We start from the raw sequence: 21,097 nt of genomic DNA, 5'->3' as shown, positions 1-21,097 counted from the left end.
GCGAGTGCTGAGGCACGACTCGTGACGGGGACCCGCCCGGAGCGCTGTTTCAAGACTTAAGGACGCCTCGGCTTCGCCATCGGGTCGGCTCGCCTGCGGCTTCGCGTTAGAACTGCACGAGCATCTTGCCGGTGTTCTCTCCGCGCAGCATGCCCAGGAAGGCTGCTGGGGCCTGGCGGGCGCCGCCTTCGATCACGGTTTCGCTGTACTTGAGGTCGCCGGAGGCGATCCAGGCGGCCATTTCGGTGATGAACTGCTGCTGCAGGGCCTTGTGGTCGCCTACGAGCATGCCGCGCAGGGTCAGGCGCTTGGCGAGGATCTGAATCATGTTGCTGGGGCCGGTGGGCTTCTTGTCGGCGTTGTACTGGGAGATGGCGCCGCACATGGTGATTCGGCCGTTGATGTTCAGGGACTCGATGGCTGCCTCGAGGTGCTCGCCGCCGACGTTGTCGAAGTAGACGTCGATGCCGTTGGGGGCGGCTGCGGCGAGCTGTTCGGCTACCGGGCCTTCCTTGTAGTTGAAGGCGGCGTCGAAGCCGAGTTCTTCGGTCAGGTACTTGACCTTGTCGGCTGAGCCTGCGGAGCCGATTACGCGGGAGGCGCCCTTGAGGCGGGCGATTTGGCCTACCAGCTGGCCCACGGCGCCTGCTGCGCCGGAGACGAAGACGGTGTCGCCTTCCTTGAATTCGGCGGTGGCCAGGAGGCCTGCGTAGGCGGTGAGGCCGGGCATGCCGAGGACGCCGAGGTAGGCGGAGAGGGGGGCGACGTTGGGGTCGACCTTCACCGAGTGGGCGGCGGGGACTAGGGCGTATTCGCGCCAGCCCAGGCCGTGGAGGACGTTGTCGCCGACGGCGAGGGTGTCGACACCTGCACCCACGGCCACGATTTCGCCGACGGCGCCGCCGTCGAGGGGCTGGCCCACCTGGAAGGGCGGGACGTAGGACTTCACGTCGTTCATGCGGCCGCGCATGTACGGGTCGACGCTCATGACCACGTTGCGCACCAGGATTTGGCCTTCGCCTGGCGTGGGGACTTCGACCTCGACGATCTCGAAGTTGTCCTCGGTCGGCCAGCCGGTGGGGCGGGACGCGAGCCGGACCTCGAGGGCGGTGCTGGTCATGGTCGAACCATCTCCATCCAAAGTTGTTGCGGATCAGTTATCCGGTTCAACAGCCTGTCTGGGGAGACTGTTCCGGAATGTGAGCTAGACCGCAGGGAGAAGGGTGACGACGTCTCGGTAGGCGAAGCCGAGTTTGCGGTACAGGGCGATGGCTGGCGCGTTGTAGTTCTCCACGAAGAGGGCGCATGTGCCGTAGAGGGACAACAGGGACGACGTTACGAACTGGCACACGCGTTGGCCTAAGCCTTGGCCTGCGTGTGAGGGGTGTACTGCCACGCCCATCATGAAACCTACGTCGACGGACGACCACGCCTCGGCAGCCGTTGCCACCAGTTCGTTGTCCATGCGGACGCCTGCCCAGCGGCGCACGCCTGTTTCGCCTGGCCAGGCCCATGAGTTGGGGTTGGCCGTGCGCAGTAACGGCGGTACGTCGTCCAGGCAGGACAGCCATGACACGTCGTCGGGCAGGTCTAACGAACCCGATCTGTCCATCCACCCGAACGGCTTGTCCTCGACCCACGGTGTGGGCATTAGTGAGGAGACCTCGGCGGCTAGCGGCCGTTCTAGCAGCGGGCGTAAGGAGACGCCACGGCCGTGTGCGGCTAACAGTGAGGCCACGCCTTCTGCTGGGCCGGAGAGGACCAGGCGGCGGCGCCTGGTCAGCTCTGGCGCGTAGACGGCTACGGCGCCTCGGTGTTCCCATGCGGCACCGTCGGCCGACAACGCCTGGGACGCCCACCTGACCAGAGGGTCGGAGCAGGCGTCCTGCACGTCGGCCGTGGTGCGTAACCGGCGCACTCAGTCCTTCTGCTTGCGGCGCAACAGGGTTCGCTTGGCCAGCGAGTCCTCCAGCGCTTGGTACGCCAGGTCCATCGCGTGGTTGTACTCGCCCTGGGGGCGGGGTGGGACGGACTCGTCCGGGGCCGGGAAGGTGACCATTTGCAGCCAGCGTTCGTTCCACAGCTGCTCGACGGCCTGTTCCCAGTGCAGCGCGGCGCCCATCCGCACGACCCGTTCGCGGTCTCGCACTTCGGCGATCCGCTGCTGGGTCGACGCGATCCGCTCGGCGAGCTCGGTGCACCGCACCTCGTCCAGCTTGCGCTGGCGGGCCGCGGCGTCCGTGGCGATGGCGATGATCTCCTTGTAGCGCTCGACCGCTGAAAGGTTCTCAGTCGGGGCGGGCACCTCGATCACCTCCTCGCTCTGGCGCTGCGCGGGCACCGGCTCGAACATCGTCGTCATCATCGGGTTCATGGAGCTTCTCCAGTGTCGAACGGGATGATCACTTGCGGTCGCGAGTGCTCGAACCTGTCGAAGAACAGGCCGCGGCGGGGCCTTGGTGACCACGCCATCACCTGCTCGGGTCCGAGCGAGAGCAGTTCCTTGCCCTGGACGTCGAACGCCACCCAGGCGCCGATGTCGTCGTAGACGCCGGGTGGGAGGCTCGCCTTCAGCCTCTGCACGCCGCGCCACCAGCCCAGCACGTGCGTGCGGTTCTCCGGGCCGTGCTTCAGGACCGTCCGCAGACTGTCCACGCCGGACGTCCGCGTTGTCGGATCCTTCTGCTCCAGCAACGTCTGTGCGGCGTCCACGCCGTACAGGACCAGGTAGTGCGGTGACGGCGGGGCGTCGGCAGTGCCCGTGTTCAGCGACTGCAGGCGGGCCGCGGTGCGGTCCAGCAGCTCGCGGATGCCGTCGATGCCGATCACCGAAGCATCATGACCGTCGGCGCTCAGGCGTTTTGCCAGATGCAACGCCGCGGGCATCGCCTCGTCGACCAGGCAGGCGAGCGTGAACGCCGCCTCGTGCGGCTCGTGCTGCCTGCCCAGCGACGCGGCCGCTCCGCCGAGCACCGCGGCCGCGTCCTGGACCACGGAGCCGATCACCGCGATGTTGCGGCCCGGGGTCCGGGCGAAACGCACACGCGCCGCGCTGCCCGCGACGTCGATGACCTGTCCAAGAAGCACGGTAGGCGATGCGTCGCCCGGCCGCAGGTCGAGGAAGTCCGGCAGGGCGTCCAGGAACGGGACCTTGCTGCCGTCGAACAGGCCGGGTGCCCTGCCGGGGTCGCGCTTCCACAGCGTGCGCTGCAGGAAGTCCATGGTGTCCTTGGACGTCGAGTCCGGGATGCGGCAGATCTCGTTGCCCGGCTTCACACCCGACTCGTGGTTGATCACCGCGTGCCAGCGCGGCAGCTCCACCGCGGCGTCGTTCGCGGGCTCTGCCAGCACCCGGCGCGCCTTGGGCAGCGCGATCCGGACGGTGAACTGCTCGAAGATCGCCGACTTGCCCCAGAACCCCTCGATGCCCGAGACGTCCTGCGACGACAGCACGAGGTGGATGCCCTGCGAACGACCGCGCCGGGCGACGTCCTCCAGCAGTTGCGTGGCGGCGGCCGTGACCTGGTCGCGTTCGCCGAACAGGTACTGGAACTCGTCGATCACCGCGACGATCCGCGGCCACCTGCCGGAGGGATCCTCGGCGCGCAGATGCTCGAGCTTGGTGACCTCGTGCTGCTTGGCCGCGTCCGCCCGCCGGCGCATCTCGTCGGACAGGAACCGCAGCAGCGCCACGCCGAACTCGCGGTCGGTGTTGACGTTCACGCCGACCAGGCGCGCGTGCGGCAGCCACGACGGGTCCTTGCGGCCCGGCGCGAACTGCGCGAACGACACGCCTTCCTTGAAGTCCAGCAGGTACAGCTCCAGTTCGGACGGCGAGTACCGCGCGCACAACGAACCGAGCATCGCGTACAGGAAGTTAGTCTTGCCCGAACCCGAAGGCCCGCCGATCAACGCGTGCGGCGAGGTGTCGCCGAGTTGCACGCAGACCGGCTCACCGTCGTCGAACCCCACGGGCGCAACGACTCCGGCCGCCGACGTCTCCGTCCACATGTGTTCGGGCAGGAGATCGCCGAACGTGCTCATGCGCGAACGCCGCTCCTCGCGCTTCTCCGCGATGGCGGCACAGGCGCGCGGCACGAGCGTGCGCGGAAGAGGGGGATCCAGCGTCACCGTCACGTGCTTGCCGGTCATCGTGCACGACGCGGTGCCGTCACCGCGGAACGCGACGGTCTCCACCGGCGAGTTGATCGTGATCGGGATGTCCACGATGAACAGCTGCACGCCGCACGCCAAACCGTTGCGCGCCACGCGTTGCAGCTGCTGCTGGTGTTCTTCCTTCAACGCCTTGCGGTTGCCGAACAGCACGGCGATCCGCCACGGCTCGGTGCGCCGGCCCTCCCCGCTGACCGCGCGCACGGTCAGGTGCCCGTCGACCAGGACCTTGGTGTGCACCTGGCGGATGTGCTCGGACAGCTCGTCGAGCAGCTCGTGCAACCGCGCTGGGTCGTGCACGGTCAGCAAACCGGCGCGCGTCAACGGGTAGAGCCCCGGCAACGATCCGGTCAGCTGCCCGACGTCCCACACGTGCACGTGCACGAGGCCCGGCTGGAAGTGCGAGAGCACCCGCAGCAACAGGTTCTCCACCAGCGTGTCCGCGTGCTGGCGACCGTCCGAAGTGGACGAGATGTGCAGGTGTGCCTGGTCCAGCAGCGGCACGGCGACGGGGAACGGCGCGGCCTCCGGTGCGGACGTCACCACGCCGGTGCCGATCCGCCACAGCTCCGGCACGCCAGAACTGCCGTCGTGCGTGCCCGGTGTGCCGAGCCACGACTCGTGCGGCCACGACGCAGGGCCGGCGGCGACCGAGTTCACCAAAGCGGTGAGCTGGTCCGGGCCCGAGGTCGTCCACTCGTGGTACGACTGCTGCCAGTCGTGCTTGATCTGGGCGAGCCGCTCGGTGAACTCGGCCATCGAGAGCGGCGCCTGACGGGGATTGCGCAGGCGCTTCTCGTCGACCGTCAGGAACGGTGTCGCGTTCTTCAGCGCCACGTCCTGGAGCGCCTTGTCGACGCCCATGCCGCGCACGGTGAACTCGAACATGTCCTTGGCGTGCTCGATGGCGAGCGCCCGGTGTTCGCGCGCCACGGCTCCCAGCGCGGCCGAGACGGCGCGCTGGAAGTCCGCGAAGGCGTCCTCGACCCTTCGCCGCCGGTCGTCCCGCCTGCTCATCACATCTCCACGGTGAGTCGTTGGATGCGCTCTAGGGTTCCCACCATCAGCTCCAGCTGATCAGGGAATCTTTCCTTCGCACGCACGAACTCCGGTGGAAGCAGCGACTCGTGGTGGTTCTCACTCGACTCGGCGAGGATCGCCACGGCCTCGTCGAGGCCGTCCTGCGCGGATCGCACACTGCGGTACGACTCGCGCAGGATCTCGCTCGCCTGCTCGAGCGCGGCACGAACCTCGGCGATGGATGCCATCAAAGCCTGCTGTTGATGCCCTCGGCGCCGGAAATGCCCGCCCCGAGGTAGTTCTGCAGTTCGCTCACGCCGGACACGACCTGGGCGAACTGGGCGTTCGTCGTCTCGACGTCCGCCTGCACAGAGCCCTGCGTGACAGATGTCAGCAGTTGCTGCGCGTCCTCGGCGAGCTCAGCCGCCTGTTGGAGGGCCGACTGGCTTTGGCTCGCCTTGTCGATCGCCTGGGCAATTGCGGCACGGACCTCTTCGATGCTGGCCATGTCGGCTCCCGAACCCTCCCGGAACAGGGTGGTCGTACAACCACCCTCAGTAGAGATTGTGGCGTGATTTTCACAGTTGAGAGCGAAGATCGGCTAACCGGGTGGATGCCTGAATCCACTCGAACGGGCCTTGCTTTAATGATCAGTTAGGCGCGGCGCTGGCCCCTTGACTCAGCGTGTAGTGACACTCACAAAGTCCCCTACAGCCTGTTGTGCAGACCTACCGACCGGCCGGGTGAATCAAGACGGCCTCACGGGTGAGTTGTCACGCAAAGTGCCTGCACCGAACGGGTCATCTCCGGCCCACGCCTCCACCAGAACGCGCTCCGCGCCCGGAACCAGTGCGCAGATGACGTCGGGCTCGTCGAGCACGGTCCACGCGGTAGGGGGTTCGCACGCCACGCGCGGCACCAGGATCCCGTCGCCCAGCCCGCGGACGAACGTGCGCACCGCCCGTGCGAGGGCCGCTGCGACGTTGTGAGTGGCCTTCTCCGGGCTCGGCACCGTGATGACGACGGCCCAGCAGCCGGGCTCCTCGTCGGAGCAGTCACGGGCGTCCAGGACCTGCGCACCGGGGCCGCTGGTGAGCGCATCGCACGCGGCACGCGCCTGGTGCTCGTCCGCCGCCTCGACCACGACGGTGATGAGCAGCACGAGGTCATCCACAACCGAAATGGTGTCAGACGACCCGGCGCACGAACTCCAGCACCCGAGTGACGGCATCTGCGTCGGTCAGCAGCCCGTCCGCGATGTGCTCCTCGAACGCGGACCCGCGAATCCGGTCGGTGCCCGCCCGCGTGTCCGAAATGGGCACGATCTCGTCGTCCGACCCGTGCAGCCACAACGTCGGCAACGTGCCGAGCTCCGGTCCGAAGTTGACCTCGTCCATGAGGTCGGCCAGCTCGTCGGACGCGCCGTCCCAGATGCCGAGCACCGGCGACACCAGGACCAGCGCGGCGAGCCCCGAATGCGTTTGCGCATAACGGACCGCGGCGGGCGCGCCGGTGAAGTGTCCAATCAGGACGACCGGCAGTTCCGCGTCCTTCACCGCTGCTTCGATGTTCTCCGTCACCACGACCGGAACGGCGGCGGTGCGCAGCGAGACGGCGATGCGCTCGCCGTGCGGCAGCACGGCGAGCCATCCAGGTGCGTGCATCTACGAAGCGTAGAAGGCGCTGATCTCGATCCGGCCACCGGAACACACAGGTCCGAGCGTCCACGGCACGGTCAGCGGCACCGTCTCGTCCGGCGGGATGGCCGCGGCCTTCGACGGTTCCGGCTGACACGGGCCCTCGACGGGTTCACTGCCCGCGGGCACGACGCCCCAGTGCAGGTTCGCCGACGCCTTGCCACCCGGCGCGAGCGTCATGGCAGCGGGAGCGGGATCGGCTTTGCGCTCCAGTTTGGTCGGCACCGCACCGGAAGCGTTCTCCAGCTGGAAACCGCTGTAGCCGTTCAACGTGCACGGCATGGTGCCGGAGTTCGTGACGACGAACTTGCCGTACCGGTTGCCCGCGCCGGCGTCGGTCGGGTCGACCTGACCCTTCAGCACGGACGAGTCGCAGCGCTTCACGGCAGGCACGGCCGCCCCCGAGTTGCCGGCGGGCGCGGAAGTGGGGGTCGACGACGGGGTCGACGGAGCGGTCGGCAGCGTTGGGCTGCCGTTGTCCGAGGTTCTGTCGCCGCAGGCCGCCACGCCAGCAAGCACCAGCAGTCCGCAAGCGATCAACCGTCGAGTCATGGGTGCACCTCCTACCAGTGAGGATGTGCCCAAATATCAACTCGCCCACACAACGTGCCGGAAATTCACCGGATCTGGTGGACGTCCCAACCGTCGGGCAGCTCGGACATGCCCTTCACGGCCGCGGTCCAGATGTACGTCCAGGCGATCCGGCCGTCCGGCAGCACGACGCGCACCCGGCGGTAGTCCTCGCCCTCGTACTCGTCGAGCAGTGGCAGCGACTGCTCCGGCGACTTCAGCCGCAGCACGAAGCCGGGCACGCCGAGGCCTGCGCCGGGACGCAGTGCGGGGTAGCCCTGGCCCGTGTCGAACAGCGTGCCGGGCAGGTGGGTCTCCTCGGACTCCACGACGTGCGGTTCCATCAGCTGCCAAGCGCTTGCGCCGGGCTGGAGCGTGCCGTAGACGAACAACAGCTCCGGCCAGTCGTCGGCGGACGGGTCGCCGACGATCTCGGTCACGTCCAGTCCGTCCGTCATGGCGGCCCTCTCGCCGAGCGTGAGGGCGCGTCGCTGCGAGACGTCCTCGCAACGGACCATACGGCCGTTGAACAGCACGGGCATCCGCTTCTTGGAGCCTGCGGTGTAGGCCAGCACGCTGTCGATGACGCCGCCGTTGTAGAGCACCACACGGCCCGTGTGCAGGCGTACGAGGCGGTAGCGAAGTCCGCGGCCCTCACACCGGTCGAGCACGCGTAGTTGTTCGGGCGTGGCGAACCAGACGGAGTGCTCCTCGACGTGGCCGGGTTCGGCCGCCAGGGTCGCGGGGCGCTGGCCGTCGCGGGCGCGCATGCCGGCGGCCCAGACAGCAGAAAAGCCCTCACAGCGTGCGCGCAGCACGACCGCGGGGCCTTCGAGTCCGAGCTCTTCGCGGAGCCAGGTGACCTTGCTGGGATTGGCGTTCGAGCCGTAGCCGAGCACCGGCATTCGGGCGGCCAGCGGGGGTTCACCGTGGTTCGCGAGCCATTGGTCTAGGTCGATGTTCTCGGGCTCAACTCGCCATCCCGACTCCATGCTGAGGTCCGGTCGCACTGGCCAGCCTGTTTCGTCGACGTGGACGAAACAGTGGTCTGGACGAGTACCCGGATAAGGCTCTGCCGGATGGCTTTCGTCGGTGAACGGTTGGGCCATTGGTCCATTGTGCCAGTCCTGGGGGCCAGATCGCGCCCCCTAATCGTGACCCATCCGATGTATAACCCCGATTTCTAGGGTATGGGTGAGATCTTTCACTGGGCATTCGAGTGACTGACCCGATGTCTATCTGTCGACACTCCGGCGGCGCTCAGGAGGCGTCATAGCATTGCTGTGCCTGGGCGACCTCCGGCTGGTTCGCCTCGATCCAGTGCGCGAGCGCCACGAGGTGGTTCGCGGCGCCCTTGCCGAGCGGCGTCAGCGTGTACTCGACGTGCGGCGGGATGACCGGCTTCACCTCGCGGTGCACGAACCCGTCGCGCTCCAGCGTCCGCAGCGTCTGGGTGAGCATCTTCTCGCTGACGATCTCCAGCTTGCGGCGCAGGTCGCTGAACCGCCACGCGCTGCCGTCGGACAGTGCCTGCAGCACCAGCACGCCCCACCGGCTTGTGACGTGCTCCATGATCGCCCGCTCCGGACACATCGTGACCTGCATGCTCACCTCCACGTAAGTACCCAACTTCAAAGTAGGTACTTTCCACAGGTTAGCGCTAACCATAGCTTCGTGGCTATGACGATCCTCATCACCGGAGCAACCGGCCAGCTCGGCAACGCAGTCGCCCGCTACGTCCTCGCCCGCACGGACGAGCAGGTCATCGTGTCCGCACGGGACCCGAAGAAGGTCACGCTCGAAGGCGTCGAAGTCAGGCAGGGCGACTTCGACCAGCCCGAGACCCTCGACTTCCGCGGGGTCGACAAGCTGCTCATCGTGTCCTCGGGCGCGCACGACTCGGCCGTCCGGATCCAGCAGCACGCCAACGCCATCGCCAAGGCGAAGGAGCACGGCGTCGGCCACGTCTTCTACACGAGCGTCACCGACGCCGACACGTCCACGTTGAGCGTCGCGGAGGTGCACAAGGCCGCTGAGGACGCGATCCGCGCCACCGGCCTGACCTTCACGTTCCTGCGCAACGGCATGTACCACGAGAACTACCTGGACTCGCTCGCCCAGGACGTCGTCGCGACCTCCACCAAGGACGGCCGCGTCGCGAGCGCCCCGCGCGACGACTACGCGCTGGCCGCCGCCGTCACGCTCACCACGGACGGCCACGAGAACGCCGTCTACGAGCTGACCGGCTCGACCAGCTGGTCGTTCCCCGAGATCGCCGGCGACAAGTTCCGCGACGTCAGCGACGACGACCTGATCGCGGCGGGCCTGCCCCCGTTCGTGGTCGACTTCTTCGTGGCCATCCGCAACGGCGTGCTCGCCGAGGTGCGCCCGGACCTGGAGAAGCTGATCGGCCGACCCACGCGTCCGATCGCGATCTAGGTGAACTCGGGATGCGCCTCCGGGTGCGCGTCCCACCACTTGCGGTACTCCGGGTTGCGGTCCAGCACCGACCGGTAGGCGTCGGCGGCGCACGCGAACACCTCGTGCGCCCGCCCCGCCACCGGTGAGTCCCGCCGGGTGGCCACGAAGATGTCGGTCATCAGCGGCATCCCGCGCAGCCGCCGGATCACGATGCCCTCGCCGGTGCGCGACGGTGCCGCGGCGAACGACACGCAGCCGCCCGCCACCAGGCCGCGGGCCATGCTCGCCTCGCCGGTGTGGTGGGTCAGCCGGGGCACGAACCCGGCGTCCGCGCAGGCCTGGAACATCTGCGTGCGGCTGCCGATGTGCTGCTTGGGCGGCGTCACCCAGTCGCGGTCGGAGAGCTGGGCGAGGTCGATCTCGTCCTGTGCGGCCAGCGGATCGGTCTCCGGCAGCGCGACGAACGCCGGTTCGGTCACGAGCTTGCGCAGCTCGATGCCCGCCAGGTCACGCGCGTGCATGCCGTCGAAGAACTCGAACAGCGCCACGTGGACCTGGCCGGCTTCCAGCATGTCCACGATCTCCGCCGACGACGGCCGCACTTCGGCGCGCACGTCGTCGTTCAGCGACTTCAGGCCGTCCACGAGGTTGGCGAAGTACAGGATCGGGATGCAGCCGAAGAACAACGGCCCGCGCCGGTCCGTCTCCTTCGTGGTGCTCATCAGCTGGGCCATCTCGTCGAGCACGAGTCTTGCCGTGCCCAGCACTCGGCGGCCCAGGTCCGTTGGGACGCAACCGTTGCGCGTTCGGTCGAACAGCTGGCCACCGACCAGTCTCTCCACCGTGCGCAGCTGCGCGGACAAAGCGGGTTGGGTGAGTCCGAGCCGCGTCGCGGCCCTGGTGACGCTGCCTTCCTCGGCGATGGTGCGAACCGCGCGAAGGTGACGGAGCTCCAGCTCGGGCATAAAGACCTTGTATCCCCCTTCTGAATGCGCCGCCACCCTTCGATCGGGGCATAGTGACTTCGATCGATCATCCGGCCCAGCGCTTGCGGCAGCGCTCGAGGGTCCGGCGCGGGAGGGTGCGCACCCCTCGGTTCGACGCTGCTGTCGCGCACCCTGCGCTCCGCGGCAGTAGCGTCGAACCCATGGCGGTGAAGGACTCTCCCACGAGCTGGGTCAACGACCACATCCAGAAGTACGTCGAGACCGACGGCGCGGAAGGCCATGAGTGGCGGCCGGGCGTGCACACGTTGCTGCTGACCACCAAGGGCCGCAAGAGCGGTGAGTTGCGGCGCACCGCGCTCATCTACCAGCCGGACGGCGGCGGCAACTACGTGGTCGTGGCCTCGCAGGGCGGCAAGCCGAAGCACCCGTCCTGGTACCTCAACCTCGACGACGACCCCGTGGTGAACGTGCAGGTCGCGGCCGACAAGTTCCAGGCGCGCGCTCGCACGGCCGGCCCCGACGAGCGGGACCGGCTGTGGAAGCTGATGAACGAGGTCTGGCCGGACTACGCCGAGTACCAGAAGAAGACCGACCGCGAGATCCCCGTTGTCGTGCTGGAGCCAGTTAAGGGATGACGACCGCGGCACCGGTCACGGTGACACGGCGGTCTTCACGCGTGGCGTCGACCTCCAGCCGTGACGGCCTGCCCATGTCCTCGCCCTGACTGATGACGAACCGTTGTGGCCCTTCGAGGTCACGCAGGTAGCCACCGAACGCGGCGGCAGCGGCGCCCGTCGCCGCGTCCTCGACCACGCCACCGACGGGGAACGGGTCGCGGGCGTGCACCAGGTCCGCAGATTCGCGCCAGAACAGGTGCACGGTCGTGAGGTCGTGCGCCAGCATCAGGTCGCGCAACGCGTCGAAGTCGTAGTCGAGGTTCGCGAGCTGTTCGCGGTCCTTCAGCGGGATCAGCAGGTGGCGCGCTCCACCGAAGCCGACGTGCACCGGCCCGTCGCCGATCTCCTCGTACCCCAGCGCCTTCAAAGCCTGCTGCACCAGCTCGGGATCCGCCGGCGAGGTGCTGGTCGGCACGCTCGTCAACGACGCGGTGCCGTCGGCGGTCTCGATGGTGATCTCACCGGCCGGCGTGTGGAACGTCAGCGGCCCGTCGCCGATCCGTTCGGCCAGCGCGACCGACGTGGCGATGGTGGCGTGACCGCAGAACGGCACCTCGGCCTTGGGGCTGAAGTACCGGACGTCGAACTCGCGCGTGCCGGGGCGCGGCAGCACGAACGCGGTCTCGGAGTAGCCCACCTCGGCGGCGATGCCGAGCATCTCGTCGTCCGACAGACCCGTCGCGTCGAGCACGACCCCCGCCGGGTTGCCACCGGCCGGATCGTTCGTGAACGCGCTGTAGCGCAGTAGCCCCGTGTCGCTCATACCCCGGTGCAACACATAGCCGTGCTGAAGTCTTCCGGACCACCGGACGCTGCGGTAGCGGATCATCCCGATCTTCTGGAGCACCCGTCCGGACGCGATGTTCGCCGCGTCGTGACCGGCGATCATCCGGTCCTCGATCGCCAGCGCCCGCTCCTTGAGCTGCCGCGCGATCCGGGTGGCCACGCCGCGGCCCCAGTGGGCGGGGTCGACCCAGTAGCCGATCTCGATCTCGCCGGGACCGCGGGTGACCAGCTGCGCGATGCCGATGATCGCCCCGTCCTCGACGACGGCGTGCAGCCCGAAGCCGTGCTCGTCCCAGTGCCGCAACGCCTGTTCGTGGCGTTCTTCCACGTACTGCGGCGTCCAGGGCTGCCCGTCGCCGACGTACGTGGTCATCCTCGGGTCGGTTGCCCAGCGCAGCATGTGCTCGAAGTGCTCGTCGCTCCACCGCACGAGTTCCATGTGCACCATCAAAGCCTCAGGAGAACTGCGGGAGAAGCCCTTCGCACGTGCGGACGACGATCTGGGCGGCCTTGCGATGCTCGTTCGGTGCGTGCACGTCGGCGGCCTGCGCCTGCCACCGCACCAGCGCGTCGAGCAACGCCTCCCGCTGCTCGCGCGGGTCGGCCTCGTAGTCGAAACCCAAGCGCGCCAACGGAGCAGTGCCCTCGGCGCCGACCAGCCGCAGTGCCTCTGCCTGCAGTTCGGCGGGCAGCTTCGTGCGTCCGGACTGCAGCGCGGCCACGAGGCGCAGCTCGCGGAAGTCGTGCGCGGAGGCGACGACCCGTTCGAGGTCGGCCATCAGCTTGCGGGCGTTCTGCCGCGGCTCCATCCGGAACAGCACGTCCAGCGCCAGCAACGCCGACCGCGCCTTGAGGATCTCGCGGCGCTCGACGAAGTGGACCGCGATCGAGTCGCGCAGCTCGCCGAGTCCGCTGCGCTGCACGAGCTGGCCGGTCAGCTTCACCTGCGAGTCGAAGCCCTGCCGGATCAGCGCGGTGATCAGCCGGACGCCGAAGATCCCGAACCGCTCCAGCAACGCTTGCCGCACAGCGGGTTCCATCGCCACCGGGAACTGCTCGCCGACGAACCGGTCCGCCGACAGCAGGTGGTCCTCGAGCTCCTCGCGGCCCAGCGACGAGAGCACTCGCAACGCCGCGAACTCGTCCTCCCGCAACGTCTTCGCGGCCACGGCCAGCAGCCCGGCGACCGAGACCACGTTCTGGCACAACGGTTGTACGGCCACGTCACGGCGGTAGCGGCGGGCGATCTGCTTGGCGGACGACAGCGCGTCGATCCGCCCGGCCCCGATCTCGTCGGCACGGGCGAGCACCGCGACGGTGTGGATCGCGGCGGTCCGGGCAATCGGGTGGTCGTTGGCCGCCTGCAAGAACTTCAGGTCTTCGTCCTGCACGTGCCGCATCAGGTACAGCAACGCGTCCGCGTCACCCAGGACCTGTTCGGGCGTGGCGTCGTCCGGGGTGTCGATCAGCACGATGTCCCGCAACGTCCGTGCGGGCCACTCGACGACGACGCGGTCGGCACGGTCGAACTGGCCGATCTCGACGTGGTGCCTGCTGCCCCGCCTGCCGATGGTGACCTCGTGCGGGCGGCCGGGTCCGGAGAACACGTGCGCTCGCGGTTCGGTACCGCCGCGGTACCAGACGAACGAGCCCAGCGGCGCGAACTCGTCCCCGATCAGGGCGCTGACCAGCGTGGACTTGCCGATGCGTGATCGACCGGCGACCGCGATCCGGACAGGTTCGGTGTAGCGCTCGACGTGCGTGCGCAGCCAGGCCGTGGCACGGGGGCTGTCGCGGTAGACGGCCAGTGCTTCCTGCAGCATCGACCAGACGACGCGGTCCAAGGTCACGCGGAGAGCTCCATCGCGGGACCCCCGAGTGCCTGAACCCTCTTGTACAGCGTCACGAGCCTGTCCAGCTCCTTGCGGCCTTCGCGCATCCGGCGCTCGCGTTCGGTCTGGTCGTCCTGCACCGCGCGCTTGGCGCTGCGGGCCGACTCCAGCAACGTCTCCTGCAGCTCTTCGGCGAGCGTGCTGAAGTGGTTGCGCAGCGAGCGCTGGATGTGGCGGCCGGAGTCGCGGACGTCCTTGGAGAACTTCATGAAGAAGTCGTCCACGTGCCGTTGCGCGGCGGCTTTCGCGGCGGCCTGGCGGCGCTTCAGCCGTTGGTCGCTCTCGTCCAGGATCGACTTGCCGCCGAACAACGCACCGGCGCCGAGCGAGATCACGTTGATCAGCGGCATGCCGGCCAGCGAGGTGACCAGACCGAACATCAGCACGCCGCCGTAGGAGCCGCGCAGACCGGTGAAGAGCTTCTGCGGGATCGAGAACGGCTCGATCTTCGGCTTCTCCAGCTTGCTCGCGGGCTCCAGCAGGTCGTCCGGCAGCACCGAGCCGGGGATCAGATCCTCCCGGTACACGGGGAAGTTCTTCGCGACCTTCGCGGCCACCCACTCCGCGCGTTCCATCAGCCAGGCGAAGTTCGTGGTGGCGGCCTCGTTGAGGTTGTCCTCCAGCCACTGCTCGAACTTGTCCCAGCCGATCGCGGGGTCGGCCTCGTCGTAGGTCTTGTCGACCTCGCGCAGGATCTTGCGGGTCCGGTCGCGCAGGTCGTACTCGACGTCGGAGATCAGGTCGGCCATCTCGTCGTTGAGCACGTTCTGCCAGCGCGCGGACCGTCGTCGTAGCTCGTCGACGCGCCGTTGGGCTTCTTGCAGCGTCGAGATCGTGGCGACCGTGCGGGACGAGTCGTGGGCCGTCAGTTCCTCGCGCAACGGCGTTACGAGCTGGGTGAGCGCGCTCGATGCAACGACGGCGACGGCACGGCGGGCCAGCAGATCAGCGCTCGCCACGATGTCGCGTTGCACGCACGCCAGCAGTTCGGGGAAGCCGGACTCGGTGTTGAGGCGCTGGTCGCCGGTCTTCGCGGCGCGCAGCCTCAGCGCTGACGAAACGGGGATGAGCTTGGCCCGGACGCCGGCGCGGGCGAGCAGGGCCCGGTTGCGCTCCACGACGGTGCGCCAGGCCGGCACCAGGTCGATCTTCGTCACGACGACGGTGACGTTCGGGCAGGCCTCCATGACCTTCTTGAGCAGTGTCATCTCGGCCGAGGTGAGCTCGCCGGTGGCGTCGGAGACCAGCAGCACGGCGTCGGCCTGCATCAGCGTCGCGAACGTGCTGGCCGTGTGCGCGGACCTGGTGTCGCCGACGCCGGGGGTGTCGATCAGGACCAGGCCGCTGTCGAGCAACGCGCGCGGGATGCCGATCTCGGCGCGCACCACGTGCTGCGCGGTGGCCTGTTTTGTCACCTGCTCGATCGGGACCGCGATGCGCTCGGTCGGGGTGTGGAAGATCGACCCGCGGGCGGACGCGTTGCGGACCAGCGCGGCCGACGGCGTGTCGGCGTGCTGGACGAAAGTCGGCACAGTCGTCGTGATGTCGTCGCCCACCGCGCAGACGGGGGCGTTGAGCAACGCGTTGACGAGCTGGCTCTTGCCTTGTTTGGACTCGCCGACGACGAGAACGCGCAACTTGGGGTCGAGTTGCTGAGCCCGCTTTTCGCGCAGCCGGGCCTCCAGATCGGGCCGCCGGTGCGTGACGCAGGCCCCGATCGTCTCGTCGAGCACGTCGAGCCAGGGCGGTGCCATCACCTGACTCATAGTGCCGTGTTCACCCCCTTGGGTGAAAGCCTCGAACGCAAGACCGGTTCCATTCGGACGAGACCGGGCTGTTCGGAGAGGGCGGTGACGTTTCTCACCGGGCCGGGTTCTTCCTGCTGAGACACCGAACCGGCCCTGTCCGGGGGACAGAGCCGGTCCGATTTCGAAAATGGTCAGCCGAGCAGGCCGCCCAGGTCGAGGTCGCCGGCGACCGGCAGGTCGTGGGTGACGTCGGTGACGCCGCCGAGCACGTTGCCGACACCGGCCACGCCGGTGACGGAGCCCGTGAGGCCGGTGGCGGTGTCGACCACGCCGGACGCGGTGTGGTGGACCTGGCCGAGGGTGTCGTCGGTCTTCACGCCGATGTTGCCGTCGGAGATGCTGTCCAGGCCGGTCACGTTGAGCACGTTCAGGCTGGCGTCGCCGCCGCCGAGCACGCCCAGCGCGTCGTGGGTCAGGCCGGTCACGCCGCCCAGGTGGCCGAGGATGCCGTCGGCACCGGGAACGGCGGAGGTGACGCCGCCCAGCGAGGAGTCGACGGTCGCGGTCGCGGTGTCGGTCACGTCGAGGACGGAACCGGTGACCGGGGACGCGGTCTGGTCGAGGACCGAGGTCACGTCGTTGACGGCGGAGAAGTCACCGTCGAGCTTGACCGCACCGGCGCCGTAGGTGTCGGCGGTGTTCGTGCCGGCCCACACGGTCAGCGAGTCGTCGTCGACGGCGAGCAGGCCGGCGGACGAGGTGGTGAGGTTGTCGAGGGACAGACCCGACGAGGTCAGCTGAGACGCGACGGCCTGCAGCTGGCTGATGGCGCCGAGCGGTCCCTCCGCAAGAACGTCCTCCGCGACACCGTCCAGGTAGACGCCCTCGAGGCTCGGCACGCCTGCGGGGGTCTCCGGGAGGAGGTCGATGACCAGCGGAATGACTTCCTGCACGTCAACGGCAGTGATGTCGGCCAGCCCGGCCTGCTCCAGGGTGCCCTGAGCATCGGTGGCGAACGCGGCCTTGAGGGACGGGTCGCTGAGCAGGTTGAGCACGAAGTCGTGGAGCGTGCTGGGCGACTGCATCATCTGAAAGCTCTTCTCCTGTTTGAACCACGTATCAATTGGGGTGTGGCCAAAAGTTATGAGAGCGGGACCACCCCAGCATCGGGGATCACTCCCAGTCAATCCCCGTTCCCCAATGGGGTGACGCTCGTTGACCCCCTAGGGGATTAGGGGCACCGCTTGAGCGTCTCTTGTTCACCCGTGTAGGTACTGGTCGCTGCTGCGAACAGGTGAGGAAGAGACTTGGCGTACGTACTCGGAGTCGATGTCGGGACCACCCGGACGACTGCTGCGGTGTGCCGTCTCGACGGTGCCAGGGACGCGGAGATCGCCCTGGTCGTGCCGTCATCGTTGCAGCTCACAGAGGCTGGAACGTTTTCGGTCGGCGAGATCGGCACCGCGGGTTGGTCGGCCTCCGGTTTCGCCCGCAGAGTCGGTGACGCGGTGCCGTTCTCGCTGGGCCCGGAGACGTGCCCGGCCGAGGAACTGACCGCGTTGCTGATCATGTGGGTGATCAACGAGGTGGTCACCCGAGAGGGTGAACAGCCCCGTCACGTGGCCGTGAGCCACCCAGCCGGGTGGGGCCCCTATCGCCGGGGACAGCTTCACGCAGCGTTGCGGGCGGTCGGCGTGCACGAGGTGACGCTCGTCCCAGAGCCGTTCGCCGCCGCGGAGAACCACGCCGTGCGCTCCCGTGTGGTGCCGGACGCGTCGTTGGCGGTGTTCTCTCTGGGCAGCCACGCGTTCTCGGCGTCGGTCGTCCGGCGATCGCAGTCGCGGACGTTCGACCTGGTGAACCACGTCGAGGGCGTCGACCACCACACCGGCGCCGACTTCGACGACCTGCTGGCGGGCCTGGTGCGCGGCCGGCTCGGCAAGGACGGGTTCGTGTCGGTCGCCGAGTGCGAGGTGGCGAAGCGGTCGTTCGGTCCAGGTGTGGTGATCAGCGGGGTCGAGATCGGCCGCGATGAGTTCATCGAGGAGATCCGGCCGTCCGTCGACCACCTGGTCAGCACTTTCGTTCGTGCGCTGGGCGCCGTGCAGCCCGACGCGGTGCTGCTGGTCGGCGGCGGCTGCCGGATGTCCGTGATCGGTGACGCGCTGTCGGCCTCCGTCGACTGCCGGGTGCTGGCCGAGGCCGCCCCCGAGCACTCGGTCGCGAAGGGGCTCGCTGTCGCCGCCCGGCTCGTCCTGCTGGGACCCGAGATCGAGCCGGAACCGCTCGAGACCTCGGTCCTGGTGCACACCCGCGAAGCGTCGTTGCGGTTCCCGGTCGGCGAGATCGCCCGCCCCGACGACGAGGAGTTCACCGCGCCCCCGCCCCGCCCGCCGGTGGACGTCTCACCCCTGGAACTGCCGCCGCGGCGGGTGAAGCGCGTGACGAGCGCGCTGAAGCCGGCTGGACGCCGCAGTTCCCGATCCGACTCCCGATTCGACGATGAGGACGGCCGTTGAGCGTGACCACGCGAGCCAGGTTGGTGCTGGACTCCTCCGTGCGAGATGTCCTCGACCGGATCAACGACGCTGCGCCGGGCGACCGCCTGCGCGTTGTCGTTGCGGCGCCTGGCGGTTACGGCAAGACAGCGTTGCTCTCGGAGGTGACGAACTCCGCCGTGCGCGTGGTCGACGACGCGCACCTGCTGGACGACGCCTCCCTGCGTGCGCTGGTGTCTGAGCCTTTGCTCGTGCTGGCTTACCGGCCGTGGCCGCGTCGCGCGGTGCTGGCCGAAGTGGCTCGTAGCGCGGTGGTTGTGCCGCTGGAGCCGTTCTCGCGTGAGCAGGTTCGCGACTTTCTGCACGCGCCCAAGCCTGTGGTGGATTTCGTCTTTGCTCAGACCGGTGGTGTGCCTGGTCTGGTGGAGCGTCTTGGGGCTGTGTCCGAGATTTCTGCTGATGCGCTGAGTGCGTTCCGGGCTGAGCTCGACTGGCTGGACCCGGATCTGCAGAAGTTCCTGCTGGCCGCGGAGGCCGGTGCCGCTCAGCGTCTGGATCTGCTGTCGGCGTTGCTGGACAAGGACTTCGACGAGGTCAGCGACATCATCGAGGCTGCTCGGGCCACCGGGTTGCTGGCCGAGGACGGCACCTTGTACCCGCTGGCGCATCGCGCGGTGGGGGCGTTGACCCGTGCTGAGCGGCGGATTGCGGTGCGGCAGAAGTTGGCGCAGCTCCAGCTCGACCGCGGGGGGCCGGTTCTGGAGTTGGTGCGGCCGTTGCTGGACACCGGGATCGGCGGGCCGGTGTTCGCCGCTGCTGCTCGGGAGGCGTTGTCGTCTGATCCTGGGCTGGCTGCTCGGTTGTTCAAGGCTTCCGCCGGTGGTGGTTCGCCTTCTGCTGAAATTGCCGCGCAGTGGGCTACCGCTTCGGCGATGGCCGGCGACCTCGATGGGGCTCTGCGGCTTGCTGACCAGGTAATTTCGGCCTCGGACACGCCGCATCGGCGGACGGCTGCCGAGGTCGCGGCGGTGGCGCTGGCTCACCGCGGGCAGTTGGCTCGGAGTACTGAGTTGTTTCGGTGGGCTGCGACGCCTTACGCGGCTGCGTTCGCCGGGGTGGGGTTGATCGGCACCGGGCATCTTTTTGAGGAGACGCCTCCGCAGCCGCCGACCATGCTCGGTGGGGCGGCATCGTTGATGTTGCAGGGGGTTCGGCAGTCAGTTGTCGGGGCTGAGACCGCTGCACTGTCCACTTTGGTTCGTGCGTCGTCGATGCTGGAGCCTGCTGGTGGGGCTGTGCTGTTGCCGGACAGTCCGGCTGCGCTGGCTGCGCTGGTGGCTGTGCATTGCGGTGAGCCGAACGTGGCCGAGTCGGTGCTGGACCGGGCGGTGGAGACCGGGACCGGCGGGGTGCTGATGTCGGTGCGGCATCGGTTGTTGCAGGCCTGGTTGCAGATGCTGCGCGGGAACCTTGCGGTTGCTCGCGAGACGTTGATGTCGGTTCGGGGGGCGTTCGAGCCTCGGGACTGGATCTTCGCGGTGGCGCTGGAGGTTGGGGTTGCTCGGCGCAACTCTGATCTCGCGACGTTGCGGAGGACGTGGGAGCAGGCCTGTGAGGCCGTGCTGCGGCATCCGGTGGATCTGTTCAGCTTGTTGCCGTTGGGGGAGTTTGCGGCCGCTGCGGCTCGGTTGAGGGATCAGGAGAGGTTGGCGCCTCACTTGGCGCAGGCGGCTGCTTTGTTGCGGGGGCTGGGGAATCCGCCGTTGTGGACTACTCAGCTGCGGTGGAACTTGTTGCATGCGGCGATCATTGATGAGAACTCTGGTGCTGCTGAGGAGCATGCGGCCGCGTTGGCGGTCAATCGGGAGAGGTCTCGGTACTGCGCGATTGTTTCCGCTGCTGCTGAGTGTTGGCTGGATGTGGTGGCCGGCAAGGTGGATGCGGATCGGGTTGAGGTCGCGGCCCGGAGTTTGCATGCGGTTGGGCTTTGGTGGGATGCGTCGCGGTTGGCCGGGCAGGCGGCGATTCGTACTTCGGATCGGCAGGCGATGGTTCGGTTGCTGGATTGTGCTCGGTTGTTGTCCGGGCGGGCGGTTTCTGCTCGGAGGGGAGTGGGGGCCGGGTTTGGGGGCGGGGCCGCGGCTGGGGACGGGGATGTTCTTGGGGTGGTTGAGGATGCTGGGAAGTTGAGTGACCGGGAGAGGGAGGTTGCTCAGCTGGTGGTGGAGGGGATGACTTACAAGCAGGTTGGGGATCGGTTGTTCATCTCGGCCAAGACGGTTGAGCACCACATGGCTCGGATGAGGCAGAGGTTGGGGTCGACTTCCAGGTCGGATTTGTTGGGGCAGTTGCGGCATATTTTGGGGGCGTGAGGGGTTCGCTCCTGGGGCTCACTCCTGGGGGCTCCGCCCCCAGACCCCCGCCAATCTGATCTGGGGGTCCTCCGCCGTGCGTGGGTTGATGGCACGCCTGTTGCGTTGGGCGGAGTTGCGTTGCGTGGGTGGTGCGGTCCGGGCGGGTCCCCGTCACAAGCCGTACCAGAGCGAGCCACAACCAGGCAGGGGTGTCAAACGGACGAAAAGCGTGTCCGTTTGACACCCCTGCCTGGTTGCAGCGAGTGCTGAGGCACGACTCGTGACGGGGACCCGCCCGGAGCGCTGTTTCAAGA

At 68.2% G+C, this 21,097-nt stretch carries 20 protein-coding genes; 4 read left to right on the top strand and 16 right to left on the bottom strand.

What is annotated here, in order from left to right; genetic code table 11:
* Nucleotides 1–106 precede the first annotated feature (106 nt).
* From ACWGE0_RS44470 to ACWGE0_RS44420, 11 genes are all read right to left on the bottom strand, one after another.
* Nucleotides 107–1,120 (bottom strand): NADP-dependent oxidoreductase, encoded by a 1,014-nt coding sequence (locus tag ACWGE0_RS44470; RefSeq protein ID WP_452266883.1) that lies wholly within the window; start codon nt 1,118–1,120, stop codon nt 107–109.
* Nucleotides 1,121–1,204: 84 nt separating this feature from the next.
* Nucleotides 1,205–1,651, bottom strand: coding sequence for a GNAT family N-acetyltransferase (locus tag ACWGE0_RS44465; RefSeq protein ID WP_452266882.1), 447 nt, complete (start codon nt 1,649–1,651; stop codon nt 1,205–1,207).
* Nucleotides 1,652–1,918: 267 nt separating this feature from the next.
* Nucleotides 1,919–2,374 carry a hypothetical protein gene (locus ACWGE0_RS44460; RefSeq protein ID WP_452266881.1) on the bottom strand — a complete coding sequence of 152 codons (456 nt, stop codon included), beginning with the start codon at nt 2,372–2,374 and terminating at the stop codon, nt 1,919–1,921.
* Entirely contained in the window at nt 2,371–5,190 is a 2,820-nt protein-coding gene (locus ACWGE0_RS44455) for an FtsK/SpoIIIE domain-containing protein (RefSeq protein ID WP_452266880.1), read from the bottom strand. The genes ACWGE0_RS44460 and ACWGE0_RS44455 overlap by 4 nt, the downstream gene beginning before the upstream one ends.
* Nucleotides 5,190–5,441 (bottom strand): hypothetical protein, encoded by a 252-nt coding sequence (locus tag ACWGE0_RS44450; protein ID WP_452266879.1) that lies wholly within the window; start codon nt 5,439–5,441, stop codon nt 5,190–5,192. The genes ACWGE0_RS44455 and ACWGE0_RS44450 overlap by 1 nt, the downstream gene beginning before the upstream one ends.
* Nucleotides 5,441–5,701 (bottom strand): hypothetical protein, encoded by a 261-nt coding sequence (locus tag ACWGE0_RS44445; RefSeq protein ID WP_030467713.1) that lies wholly within the window; start codon nt 5,699–5,701, stop codon nt 5,441–5,443. Before ACWGE0_RS44445 ends, ACWGE0_RS44450 begins: the two co-directional genes overlap by 1 nt.
* Before the next feature lie 240 nt (nt 5,702–5,941).
* Nucleotides 5,942–6,367, bottom strand: a complete 426-nt coding sequence (locus ACWGE0_RS44440) for a hypothetical protein (RefSeq protein WP_452266878.1) — start codon at nt 6,365–6,367, stop codon at nt 5,942–5,944.
* A gap of 13 nt (nt 6,368–6,380) precedes the next feature.
* Nucleotides 6,381–6,857 carry an alpha/beta hydrolase gene (locus ACWGE0_RS44435; protein ID WP_452266877.1) on the bottom strand — a complete coding sequence of 159 codons (477 nt, stop codon included), beginning with the start codon at nt 6,855–6,857 and terminating at the stop codon, nt 6,381–6,383.
* On the bottom strand, nt 6,858–7,442 hold the full coding sequence (locus ACWGE0_RS44430; RefSeq protein WP_452266876.1) for a DUF4232 domain-containing protein: 585 nt from the start codon (nt 7,440–7,442) through the stop codon (nt 6,858–6,860).
* Nucleotides 7,443–7,507: 65 nt separating this feature from the next.
* Nucleotides 7,508–8,452 carry a gamma-glutamylcyclotransferase family protein gene (locus ACWGE0_RS44425; protein ID WP_452266875.1) on the bottom strand — a complete coding sequence of 315 codons (945 nt, stop codon included), beginning with the start codon at nt 8,450–8,452 and terminating at the stop codon, nt 7,508–7,510.
* 268 nt (nt 8,453–8,720) lie between these two features.
* On the bottom strand, nt 8,721–9,065 hold the full coding sequence (locus ACWGE0_RS44420; RefSeq protein ID WP_452266874.1) for a winged helix-turn-helix transcriptional regulator: 345 nt from the start codon (nt 9,063–9,065) through the stop codon (nt 8,721–8,723).
* Nucleotides 9,066–9,140: 75 nt separating this feature from the next.
* Between ACWGE0_RS44420 and ACWGE0_RS44415 the strand changes: the two genes are divergently transcribed.
* Nucleotides 9,141–9,899 (top strand): SDR family oxidoreductase, encoded by a 759-nt coding sequence (locus tag ACWGE0_RS44415; protein WP_452266873.1) that lies wholly within the window; start codon nt 9,141–9,143, stop codon nt 9,897–9,899.
* On the opposite strand, the gene ACWGE0_RS44410 is transcribed toward ACWGE0_RS44415, so the two are convergent.
* Nucleotides 9,896–10,846, bottom strand: a complete 951-nt coding sequence (locus tag ACWGE0_RS44410) for a LysR family transcriptional regulator (RefSeq protein WP_452266872.1) — start codon at nt 10,844–10,846, stop codon at nt 9,896–9,898. The genes ACWGE0_RS44415 and ACWGE0_RS44410 overlap by 4 nt on opposite strands.
* A gap of 182 nt (nt 10,847–11,028) precedes the next feature.
* On the opposite strand from ACWGE0_RS44410, the gene ACWGE0_RS44405 reads away from it, so the two are divergent.
* Nucleotides 11,029–11,463, top strand: coding sequence for a nitroreductase family deazaflavin-dependent oxidoreductase (locus tag ACWGE0_RS44405; protein ID WP_452266871.1), 435 nt, complete (start codon nt 11,029–11,031; stop codon nt 11,461–11,463).
* Here the strand turns inward: ACWGE0_RS44405 and ACWGE0_RS44400 are convergent.
* The 4 genes from ACWGE0_RS44400 to ACWGE0_RS44385 form a co-directional block, all read right to left on the bottom strand.
* Nucleotides 11,453–12,730, bottom strand: coding sequence for a PhzF family phenazine biosynthesis isomerase (locus ACWGE0_RS44400; RefSeq protein ID WP_452266870.1), 1,278 nt, complete (start codon nt 12,728–12,730; stop codon nt 11,453–11,455). The genes ACWGE0_RS44405 and ACWGE0_RS44400 overlap by 11 nt on opposite strands.
* Before the next feature lie 16 nt (nt 12,731–12,746).
* Entirely contained in the window at nt 12,747–14,141 is a 1,395-nt protein-coding gene (locus ACWGE0_RS44395; RefSeq protein WP_452266869.1) for a hypothetical protein, read from the bottom strand.
* Nucleotides 14,138–15,937, bottom strand: a complete 1,800-nt coding sequence (locus tag ACWGE0_RS44390; protein WP_452266885.1) for a dynamin family protein — start codon at nt 15,935–15,937, stop codon at nt 14,138–14,140. The genes ACWGE0_RS44395 and ACWGE0_RS44390 overlap by 4 nt, the downstream gene beginning before the upstream one ends.
* Before the next feature lie 185 nt (nt 15,938–16,122).
* Nucleotides 16,123–17,019: an IniB N-terminal domain-containing protein gene (locus tag ACWGE0_RS44385; RefSeq protein WP_452266868.1), complete on the bottom strand. Its 897-nt coding sequence runs from the start codon at nt 17,017–17,019 to the stop codon at nt 16,123–16,125.
* A gap of 219 nt (nt 17,020–17,238) precedes the next feature.
* Between ACWGE0_RS44385 and ACWGE0_RS44380 the strand changes: the two genes are divergently transcribed.
* Nucleotides 17,239–18,450, top strand: coding sequence for an Hsp70 family protein (locus ACWGE0_RS44380; protein WP_452266867.1), 1,212 nt, complete (start codon nt 17,239–17,241; stop codon nt 18,448–18,450).
* Between the two features lie 2 nt (nt 18,451–18,452).
* Nucleotides 18,453–20,801 (top strand): LuxR C-terminal-related transcriptional regulator, encoded by a 2,349-nt coding sequence (locus ACWGE0_RS44375; RefSeq protein ID WP_452266884.1) that lies wholly within the window; start codon nt 18,453–18,455, stop codon nt 20,799–20,801.
* Nucleotides 20,802–21,097: the final 296 nt, after the last annotated feature.

This window comes from Lentzea sp. NPDC054927 (assembly GCF_053610285.1).
This window is presented reverse-complemented; position numbering and strand designations above follow the sequence as displayed.